Origin of the sequence: Streptomyces sp. MNU76, from assembly GCF_020982545.1 — a bacterium.
GTDB lineage: Bacteria > Actinomycetota > Actinomycetes > Streptomycetales > Streptomycetaceae > Streptomyces.
The window spans coordinates 354,982-375,841 of record NZ_JAJKLK010000007.1 but is presented as its reverse complement, the minus strand read 5'-3'; the positions used below and the strand labels follow the sequence as shown (position 1 = coordinate 375,841).

The 20,860-nt window shown below is 68.6% G+C and carries 23 protein-coding genes and 1 pseudogene; 7 read left to right on the top strand and 17 right to left on the bottom strand.

Going from position 1 to position 20,860, the window contains the following annotated elements; genetic code table 11:
* Nucleotides 1–112: 112 nt before the first annotated feature.
* Nucleotides 113–358, top strand: a complete 246-nt coding sequence (locus E4N62_RS19705) for a hypothetical protein (RefSeq protein WP_230216119.1) — start codon at nt 113–115, stop codon at nt 356–358.
* Here E4N62_RS19705 and E4N62_RS19700 read toward each other — a convergent pair.
* The 4 genes from E4N62_RS19700 to E4N62_RS19685 all read right to left on the bottom strand — a co-directional run bounded on the left by E4N62_RS19700 (nt 322) and on the right by E4N62_RS19685 (nt 3,837).
* Nucleotides 322–2,175: a zeta toxin family protein gene (locus E4N62_RS19700; RefSeq protein WP_230216117.1), complete on the bottom strand. Its 1,854-nt coding sequence runs from the start codon at nt 2,173–2,175 to the stop codon at nt 322–324. The two genes, E4N62_RS19705 and E4N62_RS19700, sit on opposite strands and share 37 nt — an antisense overlap.
* A 105-nt stretch (nt 2,176–2,280) precedes the next feature.
* Nucleotides 2,281–3,003: a hypothetical protein gene (locus tag E4N62_RS19695; protein ID WP_230216115.1), complete on the bottom strand. Its 723-nt coding sequence runs from the start codon at nt 3,001–3,003 to the stop codon at nt 2,281–2,283.
* Between the two features lie 199 nt (nt 3,004–3,202).
* A complete protein-coding gene (locus E4N62_RS19690; protein WP_230216328.1) occupies nt 3,203–3,571 on the bottom strand; it encodes a hypothetical protein in 369 nt (122 codons plus the stop codon).
* An 8-nt stretch (nt 3,572–3,579) separates the two neighbouring features.
* Nucleotides 3,580–3,837 carry a hypothetical protein gene (locus E4N62_RS19685; RefSeq protein WP_230216326.1) on the bottom strand — a complete coding sequence of 86 codons (258 nt, stop codon included), beginning with the start codon at nt 3,835–3,837 and terminating at the stop codon, nt 3,580–3,582.
* A 691-nt stretch (nt 3,838–4,528) separates the two neighbouring features.
* Between E4N62_RS19685 and E4N62_RS19680 the strand changes: the two genes are divergently transcribed.
* Nucleotides 4,529–4,729 (top strand): hypothetical protein, encoded by a 201-nt coding sequence (locus E4N62_RS19680; RefSeq protein WP_230216112.1) that lies wholly within the window; start codon nt 4,529–4,531, stop codon nt 4,727–4,729.
* Nucleotides 4,730–4,962: 233 nt separating this feature from the next.
* On the opposite strand, the gene E4N62_RS19675 is transcribed toward E4N62_RS19680, so the two are convergent.
* Nucleotides 4,963–5,337 carry a hypothetical protein gene (locus E4N62_RS19675; RefSeq protein ID WP_230216109.1) on the bottom strand — a complete coding sequence of 125 codons (375 nt, stop codon included), beginning with the start codon at nt 5,335–5,337 and terminating at the stop codon, nt 4,963–4,965.
* 75 nt (nt 5,338–5,412) lie between these two features.
* Entirely contained in the window at nt 5,413–5,637 is a 225-nt protein-coding gene (locus tag E4N62_RS19670; RefSeq protein WP_230216107.1) for a hypothetical protein, read from the bottom strand.
* 174 nt (nt 5,638–5,811) lie between these two features.
* On the opposite strand from E4N62_RS19670, the gene E4N62_RS19665 reads away from it, so the two are divergent.
* Nucleotides 5,812–6,117, top strand: coding sequence for a hypothetical protein (locus E4N62_RS19665; protein WP_230216105.1), 306 nt, complete (start codon nt 5,812–5,814; stop codon nt 6,115–6,117).
* A gap of 317 nt (nt 6,118–6,434) precedes the next feature.
* Here E4N62_RS19665 and E4N62_RS19660 read toward each other — a convergent pair whose 3' ends face one another.
* The 6 genes from E4N62_RS19660 to E4N62_RS19635 all read right to left on the bottom strand — a co-directional run bounded on the left by E4N62_RS19660 (nt 6,435) and on the right by E4N62_RS19635 (nt 12,697).
* On the bottom strand, nt 6,435–6,812 hold the full coding sequence (locus tag E4N62_RS19660) for a PIN domain-containing protein (RefSeq protein WP_230216103.1): 378 nt from the start codon (nt 6,810–6,812) through the stop codon (nt 6,435–6,437).
* Entirely contained in the window at nt 6,809–7,072 is a 264-nt protein-coding gene (locus tag E4N62_RS19655) for a hypothetical protein (protein ID WP_230216101.1), read from the bottom strand. Before E4N62_RS19655 ends, E4N62_RS19660 begins: the two co-directional genes overlap by 4 nt.
* A 187-nt stretch (nt 7,073–7,259) precedes the next feature.
* A complete protein-coding gene (locus E4N62_RS19650; protein ID WP_230216099.1) occupies nt 7,260–7,685 on the bottom strand; it encodes a hypothetical protein in 426 nt (141 codons plus the stop codon).
* Nucleotides 7,686–7,760: 75 nt separating this feature from the next.
* On the bottom strand, nt 7,761–9,155 hold the full coding sequence (locus E4N62_RS19645; RefSeq protein WP_230216097.1) for a hypothetical protein: 1,395 nt from the start codon (nt 9,153–9,155) through the stop codon (nt 7,761–7,763).
* A 114-nt stretch (nt 9,156–9,269) separates the two neighbouring features.
* Nucleotides 9,270–10,088, bottom strand: a complete 819-nt coding sequence (locus tag E4N62_RS19640; protein ID WP_230216095.1) for a DciA family protein — start codon at nt 10,086–10,088, stop codon at nt 9,270–9,272.
* Nucleotides 10,085–12,697: a hypothetical protein gene (locus E4N62_RS19635; protein ID WP_230216093.1), complete on the bottom strand. Its 2,613-nt coding sequence runs from the start codon at nt 12,695–12,697 to the stop codon at nt 10,085–10,087. Before E4N62_RS19635 ends, E4N62_RS19640 begins: the two co-directional genes overlap by 4 nt.
* A gap of 808 nt (nt 12,698–13,505) precedes the next feature.
* Here E4N62_RS19635 and E4N62_RS19630 point away from each other — a divergent pair.
* Complete coding sequence (locus E4N62_RS19630; RefSeq protein WP_230216091.1) at nt 13,506–14,153, top strand: hypothetical protein; 648 nt, start codon at nt 13,506–13,508, stop codon at nt 14,151–14,153.
* Here the strand turns inward: E4N62_RS19630 and E4N62_RS19625 are convergent.
* The 5 genes from E4N62_RS19625 to E4N62_RS19605 all read right to left on the bottom strand — a co-directional run bounded on the left by E4N62_RS19625 (nt 14,111) and on the right by E4N62_RS19605 (nt 18,471).
* Nucleotides 14,111–15,037, bottom strand: coding sequence for an NAD(P)/FAD-dependent oxidoreductase (locus tag E4N62_RS19625; RefSeq protein WP_230216089.1), 927 nt, complete (start codon nt 15,035–15,037; stop codon nt 14,111–14,113). The genes E4N62_RS19630 and E4N62_RS19625 overlap by 43 nt on opposite strands.
* The gene (locus E4N62_RS19620) at nt 15,034–15,645 is read right to left on the bottom strand and encodes an isochorismatase family cysteine hydrolase (protein ID WP_230216324.1); all 612 of its coding nucleotides are present in this window, start codon (nt 15,643–15,645) and stop codon (nt 15,034–15,036) included. Before E4N62_RS19620 ends, E4N62_RS19625 begins: the two co-directional genes overlap by 4 nt.
* Entirely contained in the window at nt 15,620–16,789 is a 1,170-nt protein-coding gene (locus E4N62_RS19615) for a helix-turn-helix transcriptional regulator (protein WP_230216087.1), read from the bottom strand. Before E4N62_RS19615 ends, E4N62_RS19620 begins: the two co-directional genes overlap by 26 nt.
* Before the next feature lie 174 nt (nt 16,790–16,963).
* Nucleotides 16,964–17,716, bottom strand: coding sequence for an AAA family ATPase (locus tag E4N62_RS19610; RefSeq protein ID WP_308185269.1), 753 nt, complete (start codon nt 17,714–17,716; stop codon nt 16,964–16,966).
* Nucleotides 17,713–18,471, bottom strand: coding sequence for a GntR family transcriptional regulator (locus E4N62_RS19605; protein WP_230216085.1), 759 nt, complete (start codon nt 18,469–18,471; stop codon nt 17,713–17,715). Before E4N62_RS19605 ends, E4N62_RS19610 begins: the two co-directional genes overlap by 4 nt.
* Nucleotides 18,472–18,772: 301 nt before the next feature.
* On the opposite strand from E4N62_RS19605, the gene E4N62_RS19600 reads away from it, so the two are divergent.
* The 3 genes and pseudogenes from E4N62_RS19600 to E4N62_RS19590 form a co-directional block, all read left to right on the top strand.
* Nucleotides 18,773–19,579, top strand: a complete 807-nt coding sequence (locus E4N62_RS19600) for a hypothetical protein (protein WP_230216083.1) — start codon at nt 18,773–18,775, stop codon at nt 19,577–19,579.
* Between the two features lie 331 nt (nt 19,580–19,910).
* Entirely contained in the window at nt 19,911–20,408 is a 498-nt protein-coding gene (locus E4N62_RS19595; protein WP_230216081.1) for an ATP-binding protein, read from the top strand.
* A gap of 232 nt (nt 20,409–20,640) precedes the next feature.
* A pseudogene (locus E4N62_RS19590) lies at nt 20,641–20,754 on the top strand (WhiB family transcriptional regulator); the annotation flags it as partial.
* Nucleotides 20,755–20,860: the final 106 nt, after the last annotated feature.

The following is a 20,860-nucleotide window of genomic DNA, read 5'->3' as shown; positions in this document are numbered from 1 at the left end:
TGCGATCCCCGGTAGTGCCCGGCGGCGGTTTTCCGCACCACGGGCGCCGTGCCGCACTTTCTCGGCCAGGGACAATGACGGGCCATCACCCCCGATACCCGAAGGACATCCCTTGTCTGAACACGTGACCCCCGAGGCCGTCGAGCACCTGATGCAGGAGGTCAGCGCCTGGTACGCCGAGCAGATCATCAAGGAGCGGCGTGCCGGCGCGCCCGACGCCGGCCGCCTCAAGACTCTGCAGGACGAGCTGGCAGCGTGCGCCGCCGACCAGCAGGCCCTGCAGGACGCCGACGAGAAGGAAGTTGCCGAGATCGCCTCCCGTTACGCGGCCCGCGTGAGGGAACTCAAGGGCCAGTGACCGGGCCCCTCACGATGGGGGAGGACGGGCAGCGCCGCCGTGCAGAGCGTGGAGGCGAGGGCGCGCGGCTGCAGGTGGACGGGCATCAGAGGCCAGGCCAGCGCGGCGATCTCGACCAGATCCGGCCGGTACTGCGGCAGCTCACCGTGCACCTGCTGCAGCGTGGCCAGGAACTGCGCCGCTTCGGCCGGGGTGTACCGGCGCTGCTGCTCCGCCTCCACCATGTGCCCGCCCCGGGGCGGCTGCGCCCACGTGCCGCCCGGGGTGCGCTCGTTGCGGTACACCGCGGTCAGGTCCCTGCGGATGACAGAGACGGAGTCGACGATGTCCGGCTCGTCCTCGGCCGTGCGCACGACATCGGCGAGCACGTTGAAGGACACCTGATGGGCGGCCGTTGAGGTGAACCGGGGTGTTCCGCTCATGCGGGCCACCTCGGCGCAGCGGGCCGCGATGCCCAGACGGCTGTCCGCGGCCCGGACCCCCAGCACGATCAACTCCACGCGGCAGCCCGCCGCACGGTTGCGGCGCGCCCCGTCCAGGAAGTGCGCAACGTTGTCCGGGGCGATCTCGATCAGCTGGTCGCCGCGGCGCTCGCGCACGTACGCCTCGGCTTTCTCCTGCCAGGCCCGGTAGTCGTGACGGATCCGGGCTGATGCCGTGCGCGGCTCCTCCTCGAGGAGCCGCCGGTAGTCGGGGTGGACGGCCTTGAACATCCCGCCCTCGATGCGTGTGGGGCGTCGGGCGCGCAGCACGCGGCGCAGCGTTCGCGCCGTATGCGTCTTCCCGGCGCCCTGCGGACCCATCACATACAGCACCACCGGCTGATCGTGGGCGGTGATGCTGCCCAGGTACATCGGAACGATCAACTCGTCGAAGATGAACGCGTGCTCGTCGGCGGACAGGCGGTGGTAGTCGACCCCGGGCGGCACGGTGAGCGGCTGGGCGATGCGGCGTACCGGCTCGGCCAGGGCGAGGGTCCGCTCCAGACCTCCAGCAACCAGGAGGCGCCGCTCCGGCGTGCTCACCGACGGGTGCAACTGCTGTTCCAGGGCCCGTGCCTGGCGGCGGAATCGCCAGGTCTCCGGCGCCGTCCACGGCCGTGCCCGCGCCGCCGTCAGCGCCTGGTGCGCGCCCGCCGGGGAGGGGCCGGCCCCGTCCGTGCCCGGCCCGCTGTCGTACAGCACCTGAAGGTCACGCCGTACCACCATGACCCGGTCGGCCAGCCGTTCGGTCTCGATGACCTCCACGGACCGCAGGAGGCGGCGCATGACTTGGTCCTGGTTGTCCCAGGACACGTACCGGCCGGCGCCGTCCTCGGCGACCTGGGCGAGGTAGCGCTCCAGCACGCTCAGCTGCGTCACGGCCTCCGCCTCGGCCAGCACCACTACCTCGACGCGGTACCCGGCCGCCCGGTAGGCACGGGCCTGCTCCGGGTCGGCGGGGGGCGTTTCCACCAGCGCATCGAACCGCTGGCCTCGCACGTACTCCTCGACCTCGGCCTGCCACCGCAGCACGTCCGGCCGTACCTTGACACCCGCGGTGCGGTCATCGCTGCGCAGGAGACGCCGGTAGGCGGGGTGCGCCGACTTGTAGAGGTCGGGGCCGATCAGCACCGCGCCGCCCCGACGGTCGAGCATCTCCTTCAACACCTGGCAGGCGGTGGACTTTCCGCTGCCCGGCGGTCCGCCCACCAGCACGGCCACGGGCTGCTCCTGCGGGACAGCGCCCTTGGTGCAGGCAGGCAGGATCTGCGACGTCAGGATCTCCTTGTGCTCAGGCTCGGGCAGCACGACCGGGCGGACATCCGCGTCCTTCACCGCAATCCCTTCCTCTTCTCCTGGGGCCGGCGGCCGTCCCGGGGACCCGGGTGGTACGCCTCGGACGAGTAGCTGCGGCTGGTCATCGGGTGCTCTCCGCGTCGGTCAGAACCAGTGGGGACGGTAGGCGCCGCCGACGCGGGTGGGGCAGTCGTCGCCCGGCCGGAGCGGGAGCTCCCCCGCCGTGTACGCCGTGGCGATCGCCTCGACGTCGAGTTCACGGCCGCCGACGGCGGTGAACTCCCATTTGTTCGGCTCGGCCTCGCGCCAGCCGGCCGGGTCGAGTTCGTAGATGCGCCGCACGATGCCATCTACGGCGACGATGGCGTACCTTGCCTCGGCGCGGACCTTCTTGCCGATGGGCCAGACGCCGCGGTCGCTGTCGTACTGTTCGGGACCGCCGACTTCTCCGACACGGACACGTGTGTCATCGGGGTACTCGCGTACACGGTCGCGGCGCGAGATCACCACGGCGACGTTCTCGCCACGCCGCAGGTCGCCGAACCGTTTGGCGACGGCCTGACGGCTGACCTCAAGGGCCTCGGCGACCTCGTCCCAGTTCCCGCCGTGCTCCAGCGCGTGCCCGACATCGACGCGGATGCTGGAGCTGGCCAGCATTTCGAGGTGCTTGTAGATGGCGACCCGAGCCAGCCGGGCGGCCTTGATCTGGTCATCGCTGAGGCCATGGTCGTAGAGGCTGATCGGCGGGTCCTCCGGCCCGAGACCGGCCGCACGCCGGGCGAATGCCCACGCCAAGTCGTCGAGGCTGGCATGCAGTTCAGCACGGACAGCCCTCTCCAGGGGGTGCCGTCCCATCTCTTCACTCATGAGGCAACCCTAGTAATCCCCTCTCTTGATCGCAAAGGGATTACTAGGGTTGCCTCATCTGTCGTTCGGCAGTCACCGCCGCCACCGCCGCGTCCTCAACCAGCCCATCAGCGCAGCGACGACTGACGTTGCGCACGGGTGCAGCCGCGAACACAGCTGGGCCGCCCCCGTGTCCACATCCTTGCCATTTGGGTCGCCCTCAGGGATTCAGGTCCAGGACACGCACCGGCTCCCCCTCCCACCGCTTCGGAACTGTGGTGGCAACGATCGCCCCATCAGGACGGTCGGGCGTGGGCAGCGCCGCGTACTGGCTGTGAGCCGCCGCCCATGTCTCCTGGCGCGCCACGGCTAACGCGGCGGCCAGGTCCAGGTCCAGGACCGTGATGCCCGGCAGAGCCGCCAGGTGTTCGGCTGTTCCGGGCCGGATCCGGTCGGCCTCGACCAGTGCGCATGCCGGGGCGTACAGGAACCAGCCCGGCTCGGCGTGGGCGCGGTGGATCAGGCGGGAAGCAAGGACGTTGCCCTGGCCGGCCGCGGCCATTGCAGAGTCGTCCAGCACGATGTGCATGGCCTCGCTCACCGGCCCTTCACCTCGGCGAGGCGCCGGTCCAGCTCGCTGTCCAGGTCCTCCTGCTCAGCCGCGGTCGGCGCGTAGCCGTTCCACTCCTTCAACGCGGCCAGGGCCTTCTCTGCCCGCTCGGCACGCTCGGCCGGAGTCAGGAGCGTCTCAGCGAGACGGGCGAGATACGCGCGCAGCGACAAGCCCTCAGCGGCGGCTATAGCGGCCAGCCGATCTTTGGCTTCCTCGGGGATGCGGACGTTGGCATCGGACATCATCGTGCTCCTTCCCATCCCCCAAGGGTACGGGTACGTACCCGTACCCGTACCCCCTATGCGACTGATTCCGGTCAAAGCCCTGTCGTGTGGCCGAATCCAGTGCAATGCTGTGACGACGGTGATCCTCCAACCCCCGTGGAGGCCCCACCTTTGGCCCCGCCCGCGTGCTGTCACCTGGGCGGGGCCGCGCCGTCCCTCCCGGCCTCCCCACGGGAGGGCCGACGGCTGCGCAGACGGCGCGCTCTGATCGCCGGCTACGCCAGCCAGCACCTACCCCAGCAGGCCGACCGTTTCTCGAGGGTTGCCGGTTTTCCGTCTGAACACGTGTGCGTGGCACCCCCCGTTGGGGTTCCGTGGCCCGCTATTGTGTGCGTTCGATGTGCGTGAGCTCGGGACCCCGACGTGTCCTGGGCCGGCCGACACCAAGGCGCTCCGAAGTGGGCTTGAGCCTCATCACGCACTCGCTTGCTCTCGACCATTCTGCGGAGCCTTATGGGGCCGGAATCGGGGTCGACATGGAACTGACGGCCTAAGACACCGGGATTGACAGCCTCAGGAGAGCCTTGGCAGGGCAGTAGAGACCAGTGAACGTCGGCACGGCCTCAGCAAGATCCCACGTTGATTACGTGGTGGTCGGGCTGAGTGCCATGCACCCCAGGTCCGGCCACCGGAAAGGTCATCCGGACCCATGTCCAACCCGACGTTCAGCGTCAAGGTTCTACTGGTCGTGATCTGCGCGCTGGTTTCCATAATCGTGGCCACCGGCACCGCCATTCTCACGTACACCACCGGTGTGTCCATGGCTGAAGCGATCCTCTCTGCGGGAGGTGCTTTCGCTGTCTCCATGGGGCTCTCTCTGACCACATTGGCAGCGCTGGGGCTCCTCTGACGGCCCACGGGCCTGCGCCAGGAAGTCTGGCGCAGGCCCACGTCACCGAAGCTACGGGCGACTGATGGTCACGTGCCTTCCTCTGCCAGCCGCGCTATCTCCTCTGCCAGCTGCCGCGAGGCTTCCTCCTGCGCAATGGCGGCTTGCCGCAGGGCTTCCATCACCTCGGGCGACGTCTGCTCGGACATGAACTTCTCCTTCCCCAGCCGGTCGTTGGTTTTGCCGGGTGGTGATCAGTGGTCGCCCAGGTGGCGGCGGCCGGAGTCGTACATCCGTCGGACCGACGACTGCTTCTCCGGGTCATCGAGGATCGCTGCGGCGATTCGCCGCCACGAGAGCTTGTGGTCGTCACGGAGCCGGACGATCTGAACGGCGGAGCGCCGTTCCAACAGTGCCGCCAGTTGGGCCGTGCACGCCGCCGTCTGCAGTGCGCTCTCCGGCGATGCCCCCTCGAGTCCCACGTCGGCGGGGTCACCGAGAGCCTCCAGCGCGTAGGCGAGCTGGTCGCTCTCGATGGCTGTCGCCAGGTAACCCTGGGGGTCGTCGCTCTTCGGGTCCCAAGTGATCTCTGCGGTATGGCCGCTGGTCTTCGTCACGTGCACGGACACGGGCGTTTTCCTTGCTGGGTAGGGGTGCGGCCCCTGCCGTTGATCTGCAGGGGCCAGACCGTGGGCGGAGTCGGCTCAGCGGCCGAAGTGGAGGTCGCCGTGGTGGACGCCGCCGGTGATGCCCTGGTGGTCGCCGTTGATGACGGTGGTGGAGTTCGTCCCGCTGTCGTGGGTCGTGGTGGGCGTGCTCTCCCGGTCGCTGCGGGCCTTCGCGATGATCCGCTCGGTCTCCGGCCGCGTCGCCTCGATGAGGTGGTCGGCCATCCGCAGGGCCTCTTCCTTGTTCTTGAACATCCCCATGGTCAGTCTCCTTGGCAGCGGCGGTGGTTGGGCGGTTCCACGGTCAGTGGGGCCACCCGCAAAGGGTGTGTGCATTGCGCACACCTGGAGAGTGGCACAAGGTGTGCGCATTGCGCAAGGCGAGGGTGGTCCGTCATCTGTGCCCCGGCATCAGCGCTCAGTACGGTGGCAGCCATGGCGGAACACGGCGAGACGCAGAGCGGGTCGGCTCGGGCACGGCTGGGCGGCACCATCGAGCCGCCGCCGGGCTCACCTCCCGGCACGGTGCGGGTGATCACCGGCACGAGGGTCCGGCTGGTGAACGACCAGGAGGCGCAGGACTTCGGCATCTCCACCGAACGGGTCTGCCTGGAGATCGAGCACATCTTCTACGACGCCGACGACGATGTCCTGCGGCACACGGTGACCGTCGACTACAGCGGCCACCCGTACGTGACCCGGTACCAGCCCGCACCCGAGGACCTCGCACGGCGCGAGTAGCCGGCCCGCCGTGGAGCCCCCACGAGCCGAAGGCCAGCGCCTGAACCAACGCCCCCTCAGTCAGTAGCGCGGCGTTCGTCGTCCAGGTGGCCATGGCGTAGCCGCGTTCGTCGGGATGACGGGCCAGGCGTGCCATCACCCACGCGGTCCGGGCATCCATCCCCTCACCGAAGTCGGCAGCCAGCCGCCGCGCCTGCCACGTCGTGCGCGGAGCGAGCACCCACCGCACGAGCGGGAACCGGACCCGGCCGGTGCCGGAAGTCAGCAACTGCCATCCCCCGGCAGCGGGCAGGTGCCCGCACTGGGCGAGAGCGGCGTCAGGGGCTCATCGGGTTGAGCGGGCTCACCCCGGTGCCCGCGTACAGGTCAGGGGCCAGGGACAGCAGGGTGGCGTCTTCCCCGGCCTGCTGGGCCACGATCACCGAGGATGCCGGATGCAGCACCCGCCAGTCCGCCTGCCGCCACGCGCCGGCCACCAGGGCATGGGCACTGGTGAAGTCCGCGGCCGTGGTGAAGCGGCGCCCCAGAATGTGCTGTCCGGCGCCTGGTCGTTCACGCTCGGCGACTGCTGCGGACAGGGCGGGGATCACCATCTCGGCGTAGCCGTAGCTGGCTTCGACGTACAGGCCGTTGAGGAATTCGTCGCCGTCGGCGAGCGCCATGATGCAGGTGTGGTCGAGCAGGACGCGGATCACGCGGCGTGGTGCTCCCGTCCGAGGCCCTGCAGGAAGGATCGCGCCCGGGTACGTGCGTCTTCAGAGACGGTCACGCCCGTCGTCTGCTGAACCTCTTCCAGCGCCTGCTGCGCGCGCAGCTCCTTCTCCTCCTCGGTCAGCTCCCGCGTCACGAGCTCCGTCAGGAGATCGTTCATGGTGGTGCCGCGCTCGCTGGCCAGGATCCGCAGGCGGTCGCGGACGTCCTTCGTGGTCTTGATGCTGGTGTCTTGCTCACCCATAAGGCCACTCTACCGCCAGTAGAACGCCTGCGGGGGGTGCTGTACCCGGAGGACCCGGGTCGTAGACGGCGCGAAGATCTCCGGCATGGACCTGCACGCCGCCACGCCGGGGATGCCGCTACAGTCGCGAGCGGCGCCCGAAGCCACCTCTAATGGCTTCGGGCGCCGTGTGTCGTCGCCGTGCGGGTCAGGCCCGGGTGGGTGCGATGTAGTGCCGGACGACGACCATGAGGCACCCGGCGGCGGCGAATCCGGTCAGGACTCCGCCGACTCGGGCGCCGGCGGCAGCGGAGCCGGTCAGGTGCATGGCGTCGGCCAGGGTGAGAGCGCCGATGAACGCTCCGGCCCACAGGACCGCGCAGCCCAGGACGAGCAGGATGAGGCGGGCTTCGAGGGGCAGCCAGTCCGGGCCCTTGGAGGGACCGATGCGGGTGTTGACGTGGGCGATGTGGGCGGCGAGGGCCTGGCTGCGGGAGCCTGCCGGATGCCTCGGCATCCGGTTGCAGGAGCAGGAGGCCTTGAACCTGGCGTCGCCGGCACGGGTGGACGCGTCCTCGTCGATGACGATCTCCGGCAGGTGCCGGCCGTCGTCGATGGCGAATCGGTCGAACACGGGGTCCTCCTTCTCAGGTGCGGTTGATGGATGTGGTGTGCGGGTCGATGGTCCTGACCGTCGTACGGGCAGTTGTCAGGATGTGCTCTTTCCGGGCCCGAGCCGGTCGAAGTAGTCCTTGAGGACCTCCTCGCTGAGTTCACCGTCCATGTTCAGCGCGCTGCGCAGGGCCTTGACGGTGGCGTCGGCGGGGGTGTCCCAGCGGTTGTGCGCCTCGCGCATGATCTCGCCGATCGTCCAGTGGGCCGCGTCGGGATGGTGCCGGACGAACCAGTCCAGCATCTTCGCCACCGGGATCGTCAGATTGAGGTCCCACCAGTACGGCTTCTCGGCGGCCTTCTTCCTGCTCTTCGCATCGCGGAGCCTGAGCATCTCGGCGAAGTCGTCGAGGACGGCGTGCCGGATCGTCGCGCCGAGGATGTCGGTGGGCAGGATGCGGTCCAGGCTGACCGCGACGCTCCACGCCAGTTTGTCGGCGACCTCCTTGACCGACGCCTCGTTGCGCTGCCGCAGGATCCACCGTTTCCGCACGTCCGGGCGCTCCCACAGGGTGTTGAGGAAGTCGCCTGCGAACCGGTCCCGGACCTCGGCGGCCCCCGGCGACAGCTCGTCGCGGTCGCCGGCGGACATGGCCGCCCGCACCCCGTCGGCGGAGCGCCGGCGTGCTTCCACCCAGTCCTCGGCCACCGGCCGCGACCACTGCGCGCGGCCCCCGACGGTCGCCTGCGGCAGCGGCACGTCGCTCTCGCGGCGCGAGATGTAGGCCCGCAGCGTGGAGGCACTGATCTCCCCCCTCGCGGCCATTTCGGGGACCCCCAGCAGCTGGTCGCCGGAGAGCTCCGGGCTGGCCACGTTGACCACGCACCGGTCCAGTGGCAGGGCGTTCTCCTGCTGCGCGTGCAGTTGTGCCCACATGGCCAGGTGGTCGAGCCAGTTCTCCGGCGTCGGCGCCTCGCGGTCGAAGGTGGCGACCTTCAGCACGTGCGCGCGGGAGGGGTCGGCGCGGCCGTCGAGCATGTCGGACGCGGTGACCGTGACCGCGGCCTGTGCCTTGCGGCGCTCGTAGTCCTGGCTGACCGGGTCCCAGATCTGGCCGGGCCGGTACCAGGTGGTGCCGTCCCACCAGTAGCCGCCCGCCCGGTACAGCAGCGGGTCACCCGCCCAGTCGTTGTGCAGGGAAGAGGTGTGTCCGTCACTCATCAGGATCACGGTCCGGCCGTGCTCGGGGTGGTAGCGGACGGCCCAGGCGAGGTTGTGGTTGATGGGGTCCGTGGTGAAGGCCCGCCACCCGCCGTTGGAGCGCTCGGGGTCGAAGCGCCCCCAGGTGCCCTGGGCCTCGTGGCGGCCGACCGCCTCGATGGCCTCGGGGCCCTCGTCCAGCGGGACATGGGAGTCGTCGACGAACGGCAGGCCTGGGACCGGGTGATCGGTTCGGGTGCCGTTCGCGAGCGGACGGAAGTAGTGCGACAAAGTGTTGCCCTTCTTTTCCCGGTGAGTGCTGTGTATCTAGTACAGCACTTCCATGCCCCCTTCTACAACGAACCAAAACCCTTTAGTGCAGCGGTATTTGGCCAACTTGCACGTTCATGCCGTACGCCGGTCAGACAGGGTCTGTTCCCCAGCTGCGGTGCTGACGCGTTGGGCGCGCTCGGCGCGGGCTCGGCGCAGCGCCTGGGCATGCGTGGCCTTGGCCTCGCGGCGACGCTTGGCCCGGGTGTTCTCGATCGAGTCCGGGTCCGGGTCGGGGAACGCGCGTCGGCTGAGCTCGCGCAGGGCACGGGTCTGTGCCTCGATCGCCTCGGCGATGGCTGGGTCTACGTGTCGCTCTGGCCGGGCTGCTTGGGATGCAGCGAGCGCCTGGTGGTAACCGTCCGAGGCGGTCTCACGGGTGTGCACCAGTCCGGCGGGCACAGGCGGGCGCGGGTCCGGGTCGGCGGCCGCCGTGGCAGGGCTGGCCTTTCCGGATGCGGGCGAAAGGACGTTCAGGATGCGCACGTTCGCGCCCGGCACCGTAGCGTTGGTCGCCTCGATCATCTTCGGCGCGCTCCAGCGCAGCTTCGTGCCGTATGCAGGGGCCTCGGGGACGACGTCCAGGCGGCCGGTGTCCGCGTCGAACCCCACGGCCTGGACGTGACCGGCGAGTTCGGGCACGGCCGCGGCGAGGATGTCGTCGAACTGGGCGAGGACGCTGCCGCCGGCGGCCGGGGCGACCATGCCACGTTCGGTCATCATCATGCCGATGGCGGCACCGAGCCCGAGCGGGTCGCGGCCGTCACGGCGTACGACGGTGCCGGTGCGCCGCTTCGGCTTCTCCTTGCGGGTGCCGCCGTTCTTCTTCGCCGCCTCCCGGGCCGCTGTCAGGGCCTGGCGCGCGAGGTCGATGCCGCTCAGCTCGCTGCTCATGCGATCACCTCACCGGTGACGTCGCTGTTCAGCCGGCGCGCGGCGAGTTCGGGCAGCCGGTCCGTCCACGGCGCGGCGGCGGCCGTCTCCGTGCGGGCCGCTGCCTGCTCGCGCAGCTGTTCCAGCCGCTTCGCCAGCAGGTATCGGGCGGTGCGCTCCCGCGCCCTGTCGGAGGCCTTCGTCGCGGCTGCGATGGCGTCCGCGCCGTTCGGGTGGTGCTGGAACCAGGGGCGGCCCTGCTCGGCCTTGTACGCCCGCCGCGCCTCGGCTTCGGCCTCCTCAGTCCGGCCCAGCATCGCCAGGGCGTTGTCCTGGTACTCCTGGAGGGACTGCTGTGCGGTCTGGAACGCGGCGAACGCGTACGCGTCCTCAGCTGCCTCCGGATTGGCCTCCAGGGCAGCCACGTCGGTGATCTGCAGGAACTCCTGCCATGCGGTGGCGATGCTGTTGCCGATGGCCGTCCGAGCCTTGGCGGTGGCGGCCGCGACGGTGCCCGGGTCGGTCAGGCCGTCGGACCAGGTCGCCGCGATGAGCCCGGCCTCAACGATCAGGGTCTCGGTCTGACGGCGGTGGTCGCACGCCTCGCACAGCCCGGCCGACCGGTCCTGCCCGCAGTCCTCGCATGGCAGGGCCTGGCGCAACGCATCGGCGACGGTCTCGGCCTCACGTTCGCGCTCTGCTCGTTCCTGTGCAGCCGCTCGGGCGGCATCGCGGCGGGCCTGCTCCGCCAGCGCCTGCTCACGGCGCCACACGAAGTCCTCCGCCTCGATCGCGGCGTGCTCGCGCAGCCGGTCCTCGAGGACCTGGCGGCGCTCCGCCTCACCGATGCCGGGCAGCTCCCGGTCGATGTCCGCCGCGATCCGCGCCCGGCGAGCCCGCCGGATGTGGATCACGTTGTCGCAGTTGGCGCAGTCGCCGCCGGTGTCCAGCCGGATCCCGTCGTCGCAGCGCACGTCCGAACAGGCCGGCCGCCGAACCAAGCCGCGCCTGGTGATCCAGCCGAACGCGCTGTTCACCCGGGCCTCGCCACCGACCTCCTCAAGCCGGTCGGTGAGCCGGTCGGCCAGCAGCCGCGGCGCGCCCTCCGGCTGCATCAGCAGGTCCGACAGCCGCTCCAGCTCCGCAGTTGCGGCCGCCACGACCTGGTCCTGCTGCCAGCGGTTCAGCCCCGCCCACAGCCACGAGACCGGCCCCAGAGCCACCCGCAGACCAAGATCCTCCGGAAGGTCCACCCTCCCCTGCTGCCGCGTCTTTCCACCCCCCACGGCCTTCGGCCGGCCACCGGCCCCAGCTCCGGCAGCACGCTGCCCACCCTGCTCATCGACCGCGGACTCTCCGGGCTTTTCCCCGCGGAGCGGGCTGACCTCTGCCACCGGCAACGCTGGCTCGGCAGCGGCGTCCTCGCCGTCGACGGCCTGGTCCTCGCGCAGGCACGCGCGGTCCGGCAGATCGCCGGACCCCCCACGGCATTCGCCGGAAAAACCACCAGAGAGCTGCAGAGGAACTACCGGAGTAACCACAGGAGCGTGGACTGCGTGGAACGCTGCACCATCGGGACGCTCCTGATCTCCCGCACTTTCGCCACCCTCAGCACCGCAGATCCCAGTCGTACCAAAGGCACCTGCCACATCAGCGGGAGCATGATCTCCGCACGCACCATCAGGACGCGCCAAAAACACGGGATCGGAGCTCTGAACACCCTCCACAGAGGCCAAGGTGCGGCCGTACGCGCGGGCCACCGGCAGCAGCATGACCTTGCCCCGGCCGTTCATACGCGTCGACGTCGCCTTGCGCTGCCGCGCCACGACACCGGCCTCCGTCAGCCGCGCCAGCACCTTCCGCGCCCCCGAGGGCGAGCAGCCCAGCAGCCGGGCCAGAGTCGCCGCACCGCGCCCCTCGCGCTTCTTCACCGAGCCGCCGCACAGCTGCAGCCAGCCCGACGCCCGCGTGGACAGCACCATCAGCAGCAGCCCGAGCCGGTCGGTCGCAGCCCCCTTGCCCGTACGGCCAGCCAGCAGCCCCGGCGGCGTCGGCTCCTTGCCCTCCGGAGTCCAGCCGGGCCCGAACAGCGCCTCGATCAGGTGCAGCAGCGTTGCGAGCTCCGCCTTGTCCAGCGCCAGCGGATGCGCCGCTCCCCCGCTCTTACGCGCGTTCCACAGCGGCATCACCACGCAGTTCAGCCCGGTCGGGTGCCCCTTCGCGTCCCTCACCACCTGGGTGTGCAGCGCGTCCGTGCCCCGCAGCGGGGGCAGCACCTTGTGGTGGACCGTGGACTCCGTCATGCCCAGCCAGCGGCCCAGCTCCGCGCCCCAGATCGAGGTCTGGTTGTCGTCCTTCTCGCCCTTGGGCGCCCGCGACTTTGCGTACAGCACGATCGCCGCCAGCTTCGCCGCATCCTTCAGCCCGACGATCGACGGATCCGACAGCAGCGCCTGGACCGCAGCGAGCAACCGCAGCCGCATCTTGCGACCGAGGCGCAGCGGGTCCTCCGGGCCCTTGCTGTCTGGCTTCCCGGAGGTCGGCACCGACCGCAGCGCGGCCCGCTGCCGGGGAAGTACCGGAGCGTCGATCACGGCGTCGTCGGTGAACTTCGGAAGCGTCGTGGCCACTGCCGAAACGGCGCTCACGTCGACATCCCGGAGAGCCACGCTCGGGACGCCGTCCTGGCCCGCTCACATGGCGGAGTGGCCGAGTGATAGGGAAAGTGTGACCGGTAAGACGGCGCAAAATGCGCCAACCGGGCATGGATGGGCTGACAAAGGGCAGCAGCATGCTGCAACATAGGTCGTGCCTTCCTGGATGGTTCTGGAGGCATGAAAAAGGCGCCTTTGGCGCTGGTTCTGGGGAGAACCGAGTTCGACCCGACCGGACAGCTGCTAACTGCCTGGTCGACTCCTTCGGGAGGGCCTGCTAAGCCCGCCCGGTGGAAGATGGGACGCCATAGCCGAGGTGACGGCTAATCACCTGGGTGGCCGGGCGTCCCGGCGGTTGGAAGACCCGCTCAGCGGGCGCCGCCCATCGCACCTACTCCATCTCGCCCCCTTCCGGGGCAGAGGTACGCCCGCAGCCGGATCGGCGCGGGAAGGCAAAGAAGGCACCCGACCGGAGCGACGTACGAGCCGTCGCTGCCACGGCGGGTGCCTTGGTGTGTGCCTGTCGGAGGGTACGGGTACCCTGCATCATGTCGAGACCTTCCCTAGATAGGTCTGCGGCCGTGCCCCGGAGCACCACCTCGCGGGGCTTAACCATGTCCATATGGATCTTATTTAGGGGACACGGTACCCCTCCTAGATCCCGCGGCGACACCCCGGTACCGCTCGTGTCGCTAATGGATGAACGCCCCTTGACGGAGCGCCAGACCACTCGGTCACCTGCCCTGTTCCCCACCCGGGTCACCGTCCGGGCATGATGAGCGGTATGCACGCGACGCAGATGCCAACGCACGACGATCCCCTGGACGTGGAGACCTTCGCCCGTCCTGAGCAGCAGCGCCGCTACACCGCGGCCATGCACCGCATCGCCGCAGAGCGCCGCACCGGGGACCCGGTCCGCGTATACGTCAGCGCCGCCCCCAAGACCACGACCGACGCCAACTGGCAGCGCTGGCTCAAGCGCATCACCGAGGACCTGCCCGACGGCGTCGAGCTCCTCCACTACGGGTCCGCTTTCGAGGGGCAGCCCTACGCCTGGGAAGCGCTCGTAGACCAGCTCGACGGACTCGTCGTCATCGGAAGGCCAAAGCGCCTCGGTAGTCGTGTCCACGTCCTCGGACCCGTTGCCCGCCTCGAGCTTCGCTCGATGGTCGCGCAAAAGCCCGTCCTGCTGTTCACCCACAACCTCGGCCTCGTCCCCGTCATCGACTGCAAGAGCCAGGTCATGGCGCCGTCCGAGGCGCCGAGGCTGAAGCTGATCGCTCCCAAACGCTGGAGCCGCGACTCGGCCACGCTCCAGGCCGCCCTGGACGCTCTCCGGCCGGTCGACGGCAACGGCCAAGGGCCGGAAGCACACCGAGACACGGCGGATCACCTGGTGGCTCCATTCATCGGTCGAAGGGCGGTGTCGTAGTAGTAAGCGAGCACCGCCTCGGCCCCTGACCCCTGGGCGGTTGCAATGCGTTGGAAGCGGGCAGATCGCAGGTCCCCCGCGATTCGGATGCGCCGGTGCTGCTGATCGGACGGGTGATAGCCGTCACCATCAGAGATCAATCCAGCCAGACCAGCTGGCTTGCTCCCGAGGTTGTTGAGTATCGACGTAGCTGCGTAGACGTTCTTGGTCCCGTCCTGGCCCTTCACTTCGACCGTCCAGCCGTCGCCGGACGCGGGCCGGGAAATGGCGGCGTGCGACACAGGGACCAGTCGTACACGACCGTCGTCCTCGACTTCGGCCGCCTTGTATTCGTCGGATGGTGGGCACAGCACGTGCAACGTCGTCGTCGCATCTGGGTGCGCTCGCAGCCAGGTCCCGAGCGGACGATCAGCTCCGAGGACGTACGTTCGGCCTGTTAGCTCCTGCGGAGTGGCGCGCCAGAGTGGAGAAACGGAGAAGTCGGTGGGTGCGCTTACCCACTCCAGTTCGGAGGGAGACAACTCGGTCACACCGGTGGCGACCACGATGGACCCCGCAGTGAACACGCGTCCGTCGGCGAGGACGAGTTCGGCTCGGTCGTCGTGCCCACTGGCCTTCAGTACGTGGCCCCGTACAAGCGTGCACCGGCCGGCCTCCTGCAGGCGCTCAAGGTCCGCAGCCAGGGCCTCGGCAAACTGAGGACCGGTCAACCAGCAGCCCGGTACGTTCTCCAGGGCGCCGATCCTGTGCAGCTTGCCGCCCACCGGGCCGGACTCCACCACGATGGCCCGTAGGTTCAGGCTGGCCGCCATGAGAGAGGCAGCCACCCCGGCCGGGCCGGCGCCGACCACAAGCACGTTTGCGTCGTACGACGATGCGTTCACGGCTGCGCTCCCTCGGTTCCGCTGATTCGGGATAGGACGGTCTCGCTGGTGACGAGCTGGGATGCACCGATGTTCCGCGCGGCGAGCAGCAGCGCGGCGTCGTGGTACTGAGCTCCGCCGCTGGAGGCGCAGGCGTCAGTCACGATCCACGGCCGATAGCCGTTCTGATAGGCGGCCACTGCGGAGTCGTACACGCATGCGTCCGTGTCGATGCCGCACAGCACGAGATCGGTCCATCCCGAACTCCGAATGATCTCGGCGCCCTCGGGTGTGAAGACGGAGGCCTGCGCCTTGTCGATGACAGCGGCCGCGGCATCGACGAAGGGCGCGAGCTCAGTAACGAGAGCCTGCTCCTCAGGTGTGCGCAGCCTCGTCCAGCCAGTGATCGTCTCGTACGGCGAGCCAACTGCGTTGTAGAACCGCGTCAACACCACTGGAGCGCCAGCCGCCCGCCACCCCTCAACGAGCCGCACGATAGTGGGGAGAACGCCACCACTGTGCCGGTTGACAAAGCCCTGCTGTACGTCGATGACCAGCAGCGCCGTCGAACGAGGTTCCACACAGTCCGCCTTCCCATGACCGTCATTGAATGCTGTCCCGAAGGGCATCCTGGGCGGCACGCAGCCGATCAGGAAGTTCGCTCGTGGCGAGGATCGCCTCTCGCATCACGCGGTGCTGTGCCGTCTCCGTCGGCCGGGCGGTGGTAAGCCGGACGTAGGCGCCGCGCAGGAAGCGCCACCCGTACTCGGCCGGCATCACCGGGTCCTTGCCTTCCTCGATCATGTGCAGGACGTGCGAGGACAGGGCCCACAGCGCCTGGACATCCAACTCCAAGGAAACGATCTGGCTCGTTGTCAGGGCACGTTCGTCAGGCTGCGGGTGGTAGGCCACCCCAGACCAGCCAGCCACTCCCCGCGAAGCACCACCGTCGAACGCCACGGCTTCCGGGTGCGCCCAGCCGTCGCGGAACTTGGCGTCCTCGACACCGGTCCCGAGAGGCGTGATGCTCTGCGGGTTTTGGCGGTTGACGAGAACCGACGGTGTCGTCAGTAGCTGCAGAGCGGTGTCGAGTCCGGCCCTGGTCCAGGAGTGGTCACGCAACTCGTACGCCGACAGGACATACTCCGGATCCGGCGAAGGATCAACCGCAGTCCCACCCGGGTTGTACTGCCCCAACAGGTGCGTCATGCGCTGGCCAACCCAGGCACGATCGGTCAGATACGAGCGGTACCGCCACACCGCCAACTCAGTTAGGGAGTCGACACGTTGGTGCTCTTCCAGCAGCACCAACGCGATCCCACATGCGTAGACGTGGATTGTGGATGAGTGTGCCGTTCGATGCCCACCGGGCAGAACTCGCTGTTCGAGGCCTCCAGGACCCGACGGTCGTGGTGCCCCGGCTTCGTAGAGCGAGCCGAGCCGCTCCCCCAGGTAGACCGGCAGGAACTTGTGAGAGACGACGGTGCACGGCGCCGGCTGGGCGTCCTCAATTCCTGCTGCACCAATAGAGTCCCCCCGCAGTGCTGCCAGCCGGAAACGGAATGCCTCCTGCTCGTCTGGAGTGCACTGAGCGAGTGCCGCATCGAGGATCTGTGCCATTGAAGGACGGCACTCCCGATCTTTGTTCTCACGCCAGTGGGAAACAGTCCGGGGGCTGATGCCGAGGTCCTCGGCGAACGCTCGGACCGACTGACGCTTCACTGACCGCAGCAGCAGCGCCTCTTCACCTGTCCATCGGTCCACAGCGATCACTACACACCTCCTAAACGGTCCTTGACCAGGCAGACGAGGCCGTATTGCCACGCTGAGTCCACACCACTGCTACATGGGGGCATCTCTCTGAGCCTCAACGAACCGGAAGCTGGGCGAAGCGGATCCCGCCACTCAGCGCCCCGGTCGGAGGACCCCATGCCGAACCCGCGACGGTCAGGCCGACTCAACGTCGCCCCCGGGCGTTTGGGCTTCGCAGACCTGCCCCTGCATCTCATCGCCTTCGGCCTCCAGGCCAAGAGCGGCCAGGAGCGCATCCGGCTGCCCGTCGTACACGATGTGCGGTTCACCGGCGATCGGCGGGACGAAGCGGCCAGCGAACCTCTTCAAGTCTTCCTCGCTGAACTCGATGGAGTTTGGGTCGACCGTCGCCAGATGGTTGCGTTCCTTGATCCGCGCCCAACGCAGCTCGTGAGGTACAGGCAGGTAGACGAGTACTGGCACGCCACCGGCCTCCGTGACGATTCGTCCCCATTCGGCGCGCTCCTCCGGAGTCCAGAAACCATGGTCGACCACGGTGTCGTGGCCAGCCATCAGGTGGCGTCGGAGCTCAGCGGAGATGTCCTTGAGGACTGGGGCCTCCCGGATGCGGAACTCACCGCGGGGAAAGTCCCGACCGTAGTGGCCGTAGCGGCGAAACATCTCCTCGTCCGGGCAGAGCCTCTTGTAACCAGTCTGCTCAAGGGCCCGGGCCAATGTCGTTTTGCCCGCGCCCGGCATTCCTGTCATGAGGACAGCGCGCGGCGCGCGCCGAGGTCGGCCGGCCAGGGCAGCGTTGATCCGCGTGATCTCGGATCCTCCTTGCGCGGTCAGGGATCCGATGCGTTCGGCCCGCAGCGAATCACCCAGTCGTGTTTCGAGGCAGCTGACAAGCGTGTCGTCGAGTATCTCGACCCTTTGGACTATCACTGCGCCAAGTCCGAGGTGGTCCGTCGTGTTCTGCCGGGAGCGCCCAAGTCGACTCCGTATTCAAGGAGTTCACCGTCGGCGTCCAGAAATCTAGCGGTGAGCACCAGGATCGCCGCGACCACATCGCTCTCCAGTTCAAGGAGTTCCAGGTCTGGCCTGGTGGCGATCCGTGCGGACTCTTCATCCACGCGCATGACGACTTCTCGCCCGGTGGCCTGCGCAATCAGGTCCAGCGACAGTCCGCCCTTGAGGCGCTTGCTCTCCACCAGTTCTGGGAGTACCCGGGCGAATTCGGCTGGGATCCAGGACGTCGAGTGGGCGACGATCCCATGAGCATCGCGGTAAACACGGCTTCGGCGAATGACGTCGTCGCCAACAGCGATGCCGAGCGCCGTCGCAACGTCCTCGGGGGCAGTGACTATGCCGGCGGTGTGGCCGCTCGACTTCTCGCCATCGCCCCAGGACGACTTCGTCTTGCCGCTCCGGTCGTGGCGCTCAGCGCCGGAAGAGATCGACACAGGGCGTGCCATGACTTCCGTTCCGACGCCTGGAATGCCTTTGACGATCTTCTCGTCACGCAGCAGCTTCATGGCCCGATCGGCCGTGGCCGTGCTCACTTCCCACTGATCTGCCAGGACCCTGATGCTTGGGAGCAGATCGCCCGGCGCCAGCGCCCCGGAGCTGATGAGCTCGCGGTAGTGCTCCGCGATGCGCGCATACGGCGGCCGGTTGTCGGCTCGGGGTGGCCCGGGCATATCGCCTCCTTCGCTTCCGTAGGTGCCTCACTATACCGCTTGACACCTGAGGGTACCTGAGGCAACCTGATGTAGGTAAGGCGTTGGTGATCCTCCGGGAACACCGCGTCACCACCGCAGCTGTCGCCACCTTGGTGGCCCGGAGTTGAGAGCACCACCAACTCCTCCGGACCGTGACTGCCTGCGTGAACGTTGCAGCGCAATGCGCTGTCCGTCCTCCAGGACGCCGGTTCGCCGTGCGCCTGGTGGGCGGAGAGAGCACCGCGACGCACTCTGTCCCCTCGTACGTAAGGAGTCCTCGATGCCGGCAACGACCGCGGAGCTGACGGCCAGGAAGCGACCGCGCAGGACGCGGACCCGAACCGTCAGCACCCGACCGGCTATCAAGATCTCCGAGCTTCCGCTCCAGCACGTTGACTTGCGACCCGACTTCGTATCTCTGGTCTGCCCAGAGTGCGAGACGTGGTGCCCCGTCACCGCAGCCCAGAGCCGCACGCCGAAACTGGTCCCGCACCACAGCGACCCGGCGGACGAAGGCGAGGCGGCCCGCTGCGGCAGCAGTAACCGCCGAGTCGACCTGGACGTGCCGGTCGCGGAGTGGGCGAAGCGCCTCACCGATGGGATCGCGGACACCAAGAGCCGCAGGACCAACCGGGTCGTACGAAAGCCGAAGACCCGAGTTGTTCCGGCAGTCATTCAGATCCTGGAGCCCATCCTGGACGCGAAGGGCGCGCTCAAGCTGTACCGGAACCACCGCGACAGCTGCGCCATCTGCCAGCAGTCGGGTTACACCCGCTGTGTCGACGGTGGTCGGCTCGCCCACCTCTACGTCCACAAGCAGCGAACCGAGCCCAGCCGTCGCAAGGCCCTGGCGTTTCAGGAGGAGTTGGCGCGGATGGAAGAGGAGCGTGAAGAGCGAGGCCTTCCGCTGCTTCGCGAGTGGCAGTGGGGCGTAGCCGAGTCGACGGTTCGTCGAGCCGACATCCAGCGTGCCTACGACTCGCTGAAGGCGACGCTCCTGCACTACGGCCCACACCTGGATCGTTTCGAGCGGGCCGACCTCAGCAGCGTGATCACGACGCTGGCAGAGAAGCTGCGGCGCCTGTAACTCCTGCGCTACCTGTGCTCGCCGCCCGCTGAACGAGCGGCGACGGCAGGGGGCAGCAGGATCTTCAACAGGTCAGCAGCCTCGCTGGGTTGGCCTCCGCTAGGGGAGGCCAACCCAGCCCGTGAAGAACCGAAACAACGATGACGGCCCCGGGATTGCGCCCCGGGGCCGTTGTCGGTCGTCATCCATCGCGTGTGAGAGGAAGTCCGACCTTGCTGAAGAACATGATGCCATCCCGCGCACTGCTTGGTGCGGAGGGGGACGAGCAGCCGAGCCAGGCCGACGAGGCGCTGCGCCGAGCCCGCGAGCAGGACCAGAGGGGCGGGAGGCGGTGACGGTCACGGTCTTCGGTACCGGCACCCTGCACGCCGTGCCCGAGGACGGACATCTCACCCTTCCCAACCCGGTGCCAGGCCTGGTGGTGACCGAGCAGCAGCACGGTTTTAGCGCTGAGATGACGGCTTCCCTGGAAGCCTTCAGCGCCGTCCGCGCGCTGACTCGATCAGTGCCGACGGCATACGGATTCGCCCATGAGCTCGGCGACTCCGCAGAGCTCGTGGTGTCCGAGCTGCTCGGCAACGTCGTACGGGCCAGTCCCGAGACCGAGCCCGTGCCGCTGATTGTGGAGGTGCACGTCGTCGGGTTGGGCGTCGAGGTGATCGTCCACGACGCCGTCCCCGGCGCACCGAACCGCCGCGACGTCGCCCTGGACAGTGCCGAGGCGATGTCCGGGCGCGGGCTGCATTTGCTCGACCTGCTGACCACCCGCTGGACGTCCGAGCCGTCCCCGCTCGGCAAGAAGATCCGGTGCTACCTCACGGCTGAGTAGCACCACCGGCCGCACGGAGGGCGGACGGCCGGAAGGTCAGCCCCGCCTGGTGCAGCACCGACGCACCAGGCGGGGCCGGAGATCACCGTTCCCAGCGCCCTCATCCCCAGCAGCCCCAGGAACTCCGAGTTCCTGGGGCTGTCCGTATCTGGATCACAACGGAGGACCCATGCAGGACTTCTACGATCTCGTCAACCTCTCTGCTGCCCACAGGCCCGCCGCTGGGTCCGGCGTGGACTGGCGGCACAACGCGGTGTGCCGCGAGGAGGACCCCGAGCTCTTCTTCCCGATCGGCAACACCGGTCCCGCGCTGCTGCAGATCGAGGAGGCCAAGGCCGTCTGCCGCCTTCTCTGGGGGTAACCGTGTGGCGCGAGGCGAGTGAAGACCACTTTGTGCAGCTCAGCGCCGGTGTGATCGACAGTATCGTGTGCAACACCTGTGGCGCCAGGGC

Excerpts from the sequence above, each read along its gene's own strand:
- E4N62_RS19695 (WP_230216115.1), bottom strand. The coding sequence starts at position 3,003 with ATGAGTGAAGAGATGGGACGGCACCCCCTGGAGAGGGCTGTCCGTGCT.
- E4N62_RS19690 (WP_230216328.1), bottom strand. The coding sequence starts at position 3,571 with ATGCACATCGTGCTGGACGACTCTGCAATGGCCGCGGCCGGCCAGGGC.
- E4N62_RS19685 (WP_230216326.1), bottom strand. The coding sequence starts at position 3,837 with ATGTCCGATGCCAACGTCCGCATCCCCGAGGAAGCCAAAGATCGGCTG.
- E4N62_RS19680 (WP_230216112.1), top strand. The coding sequence starts at position 4,529 with ATGTCCAACCCGACGTTCAGCGTCAAGGTTCTACTGGTCGTGATCTGC.
- E4N62_RS19670 (WP_230216107.1), bottom strand. The coding sequence starts at position 5,637 with ATGGGGATGTTCAAGAACAAGGAAGAGGCCCTGCGGATGGCCGACCAC.
- E4N62_RS19665 (WP_230216105.1), top strand. The coding sequence starts at position 5,812 with ATGGCGGAACACGGCGAGACGCAGAGCGGGTCGGCTCGGGCACGGCTG.
- E4N62_RS19655 (WP_230216101.1), bottom strand. The coding sequence starts at position 7,072 with ATGGGTGAGCAAGACACCAGCATCAAGACCACGAAGGACGTCCGCGAC.
- E4N62_RS19640 (WP_230216095.1), bottom strand. The coding sequence starts at position 10,088 with ATGAGCAGCGAGCTGAGCGGCATCGACCTCGCGCGCCAGGCCCTGACA.
- E4N62_RS19630 (WP_230216091.1), top strand. The coding sequence starts at position 13,506 with ATGCACGCGACGCAGATGCCAACGCACGACGATCCCCTGGACGTGGAG.
- E4N62_RS19620 (WP_230216324.1), bottom strand. The coding sequence starts at position 15,645 with ATGCCCTTCGGGACAGCATTCAATGACGGTCATGGGAAGGCGGACTGT.
- E4N62_RS19605 (WP_230216085.1), bottom strand. The coding sequence starts at position 18,471 with ATGCCCGGGCCACCCCGAGCCGACAACCGGCCGCCGTATGCGCGCATC.
- E4N62_RS19600 (WP_230216083.1), top strand. The coding sequence starts at position 18,773 with ATGCCGGCAACGACCGCGGAGCTGACGGCCAGGAAGCGACCGCGCAGG.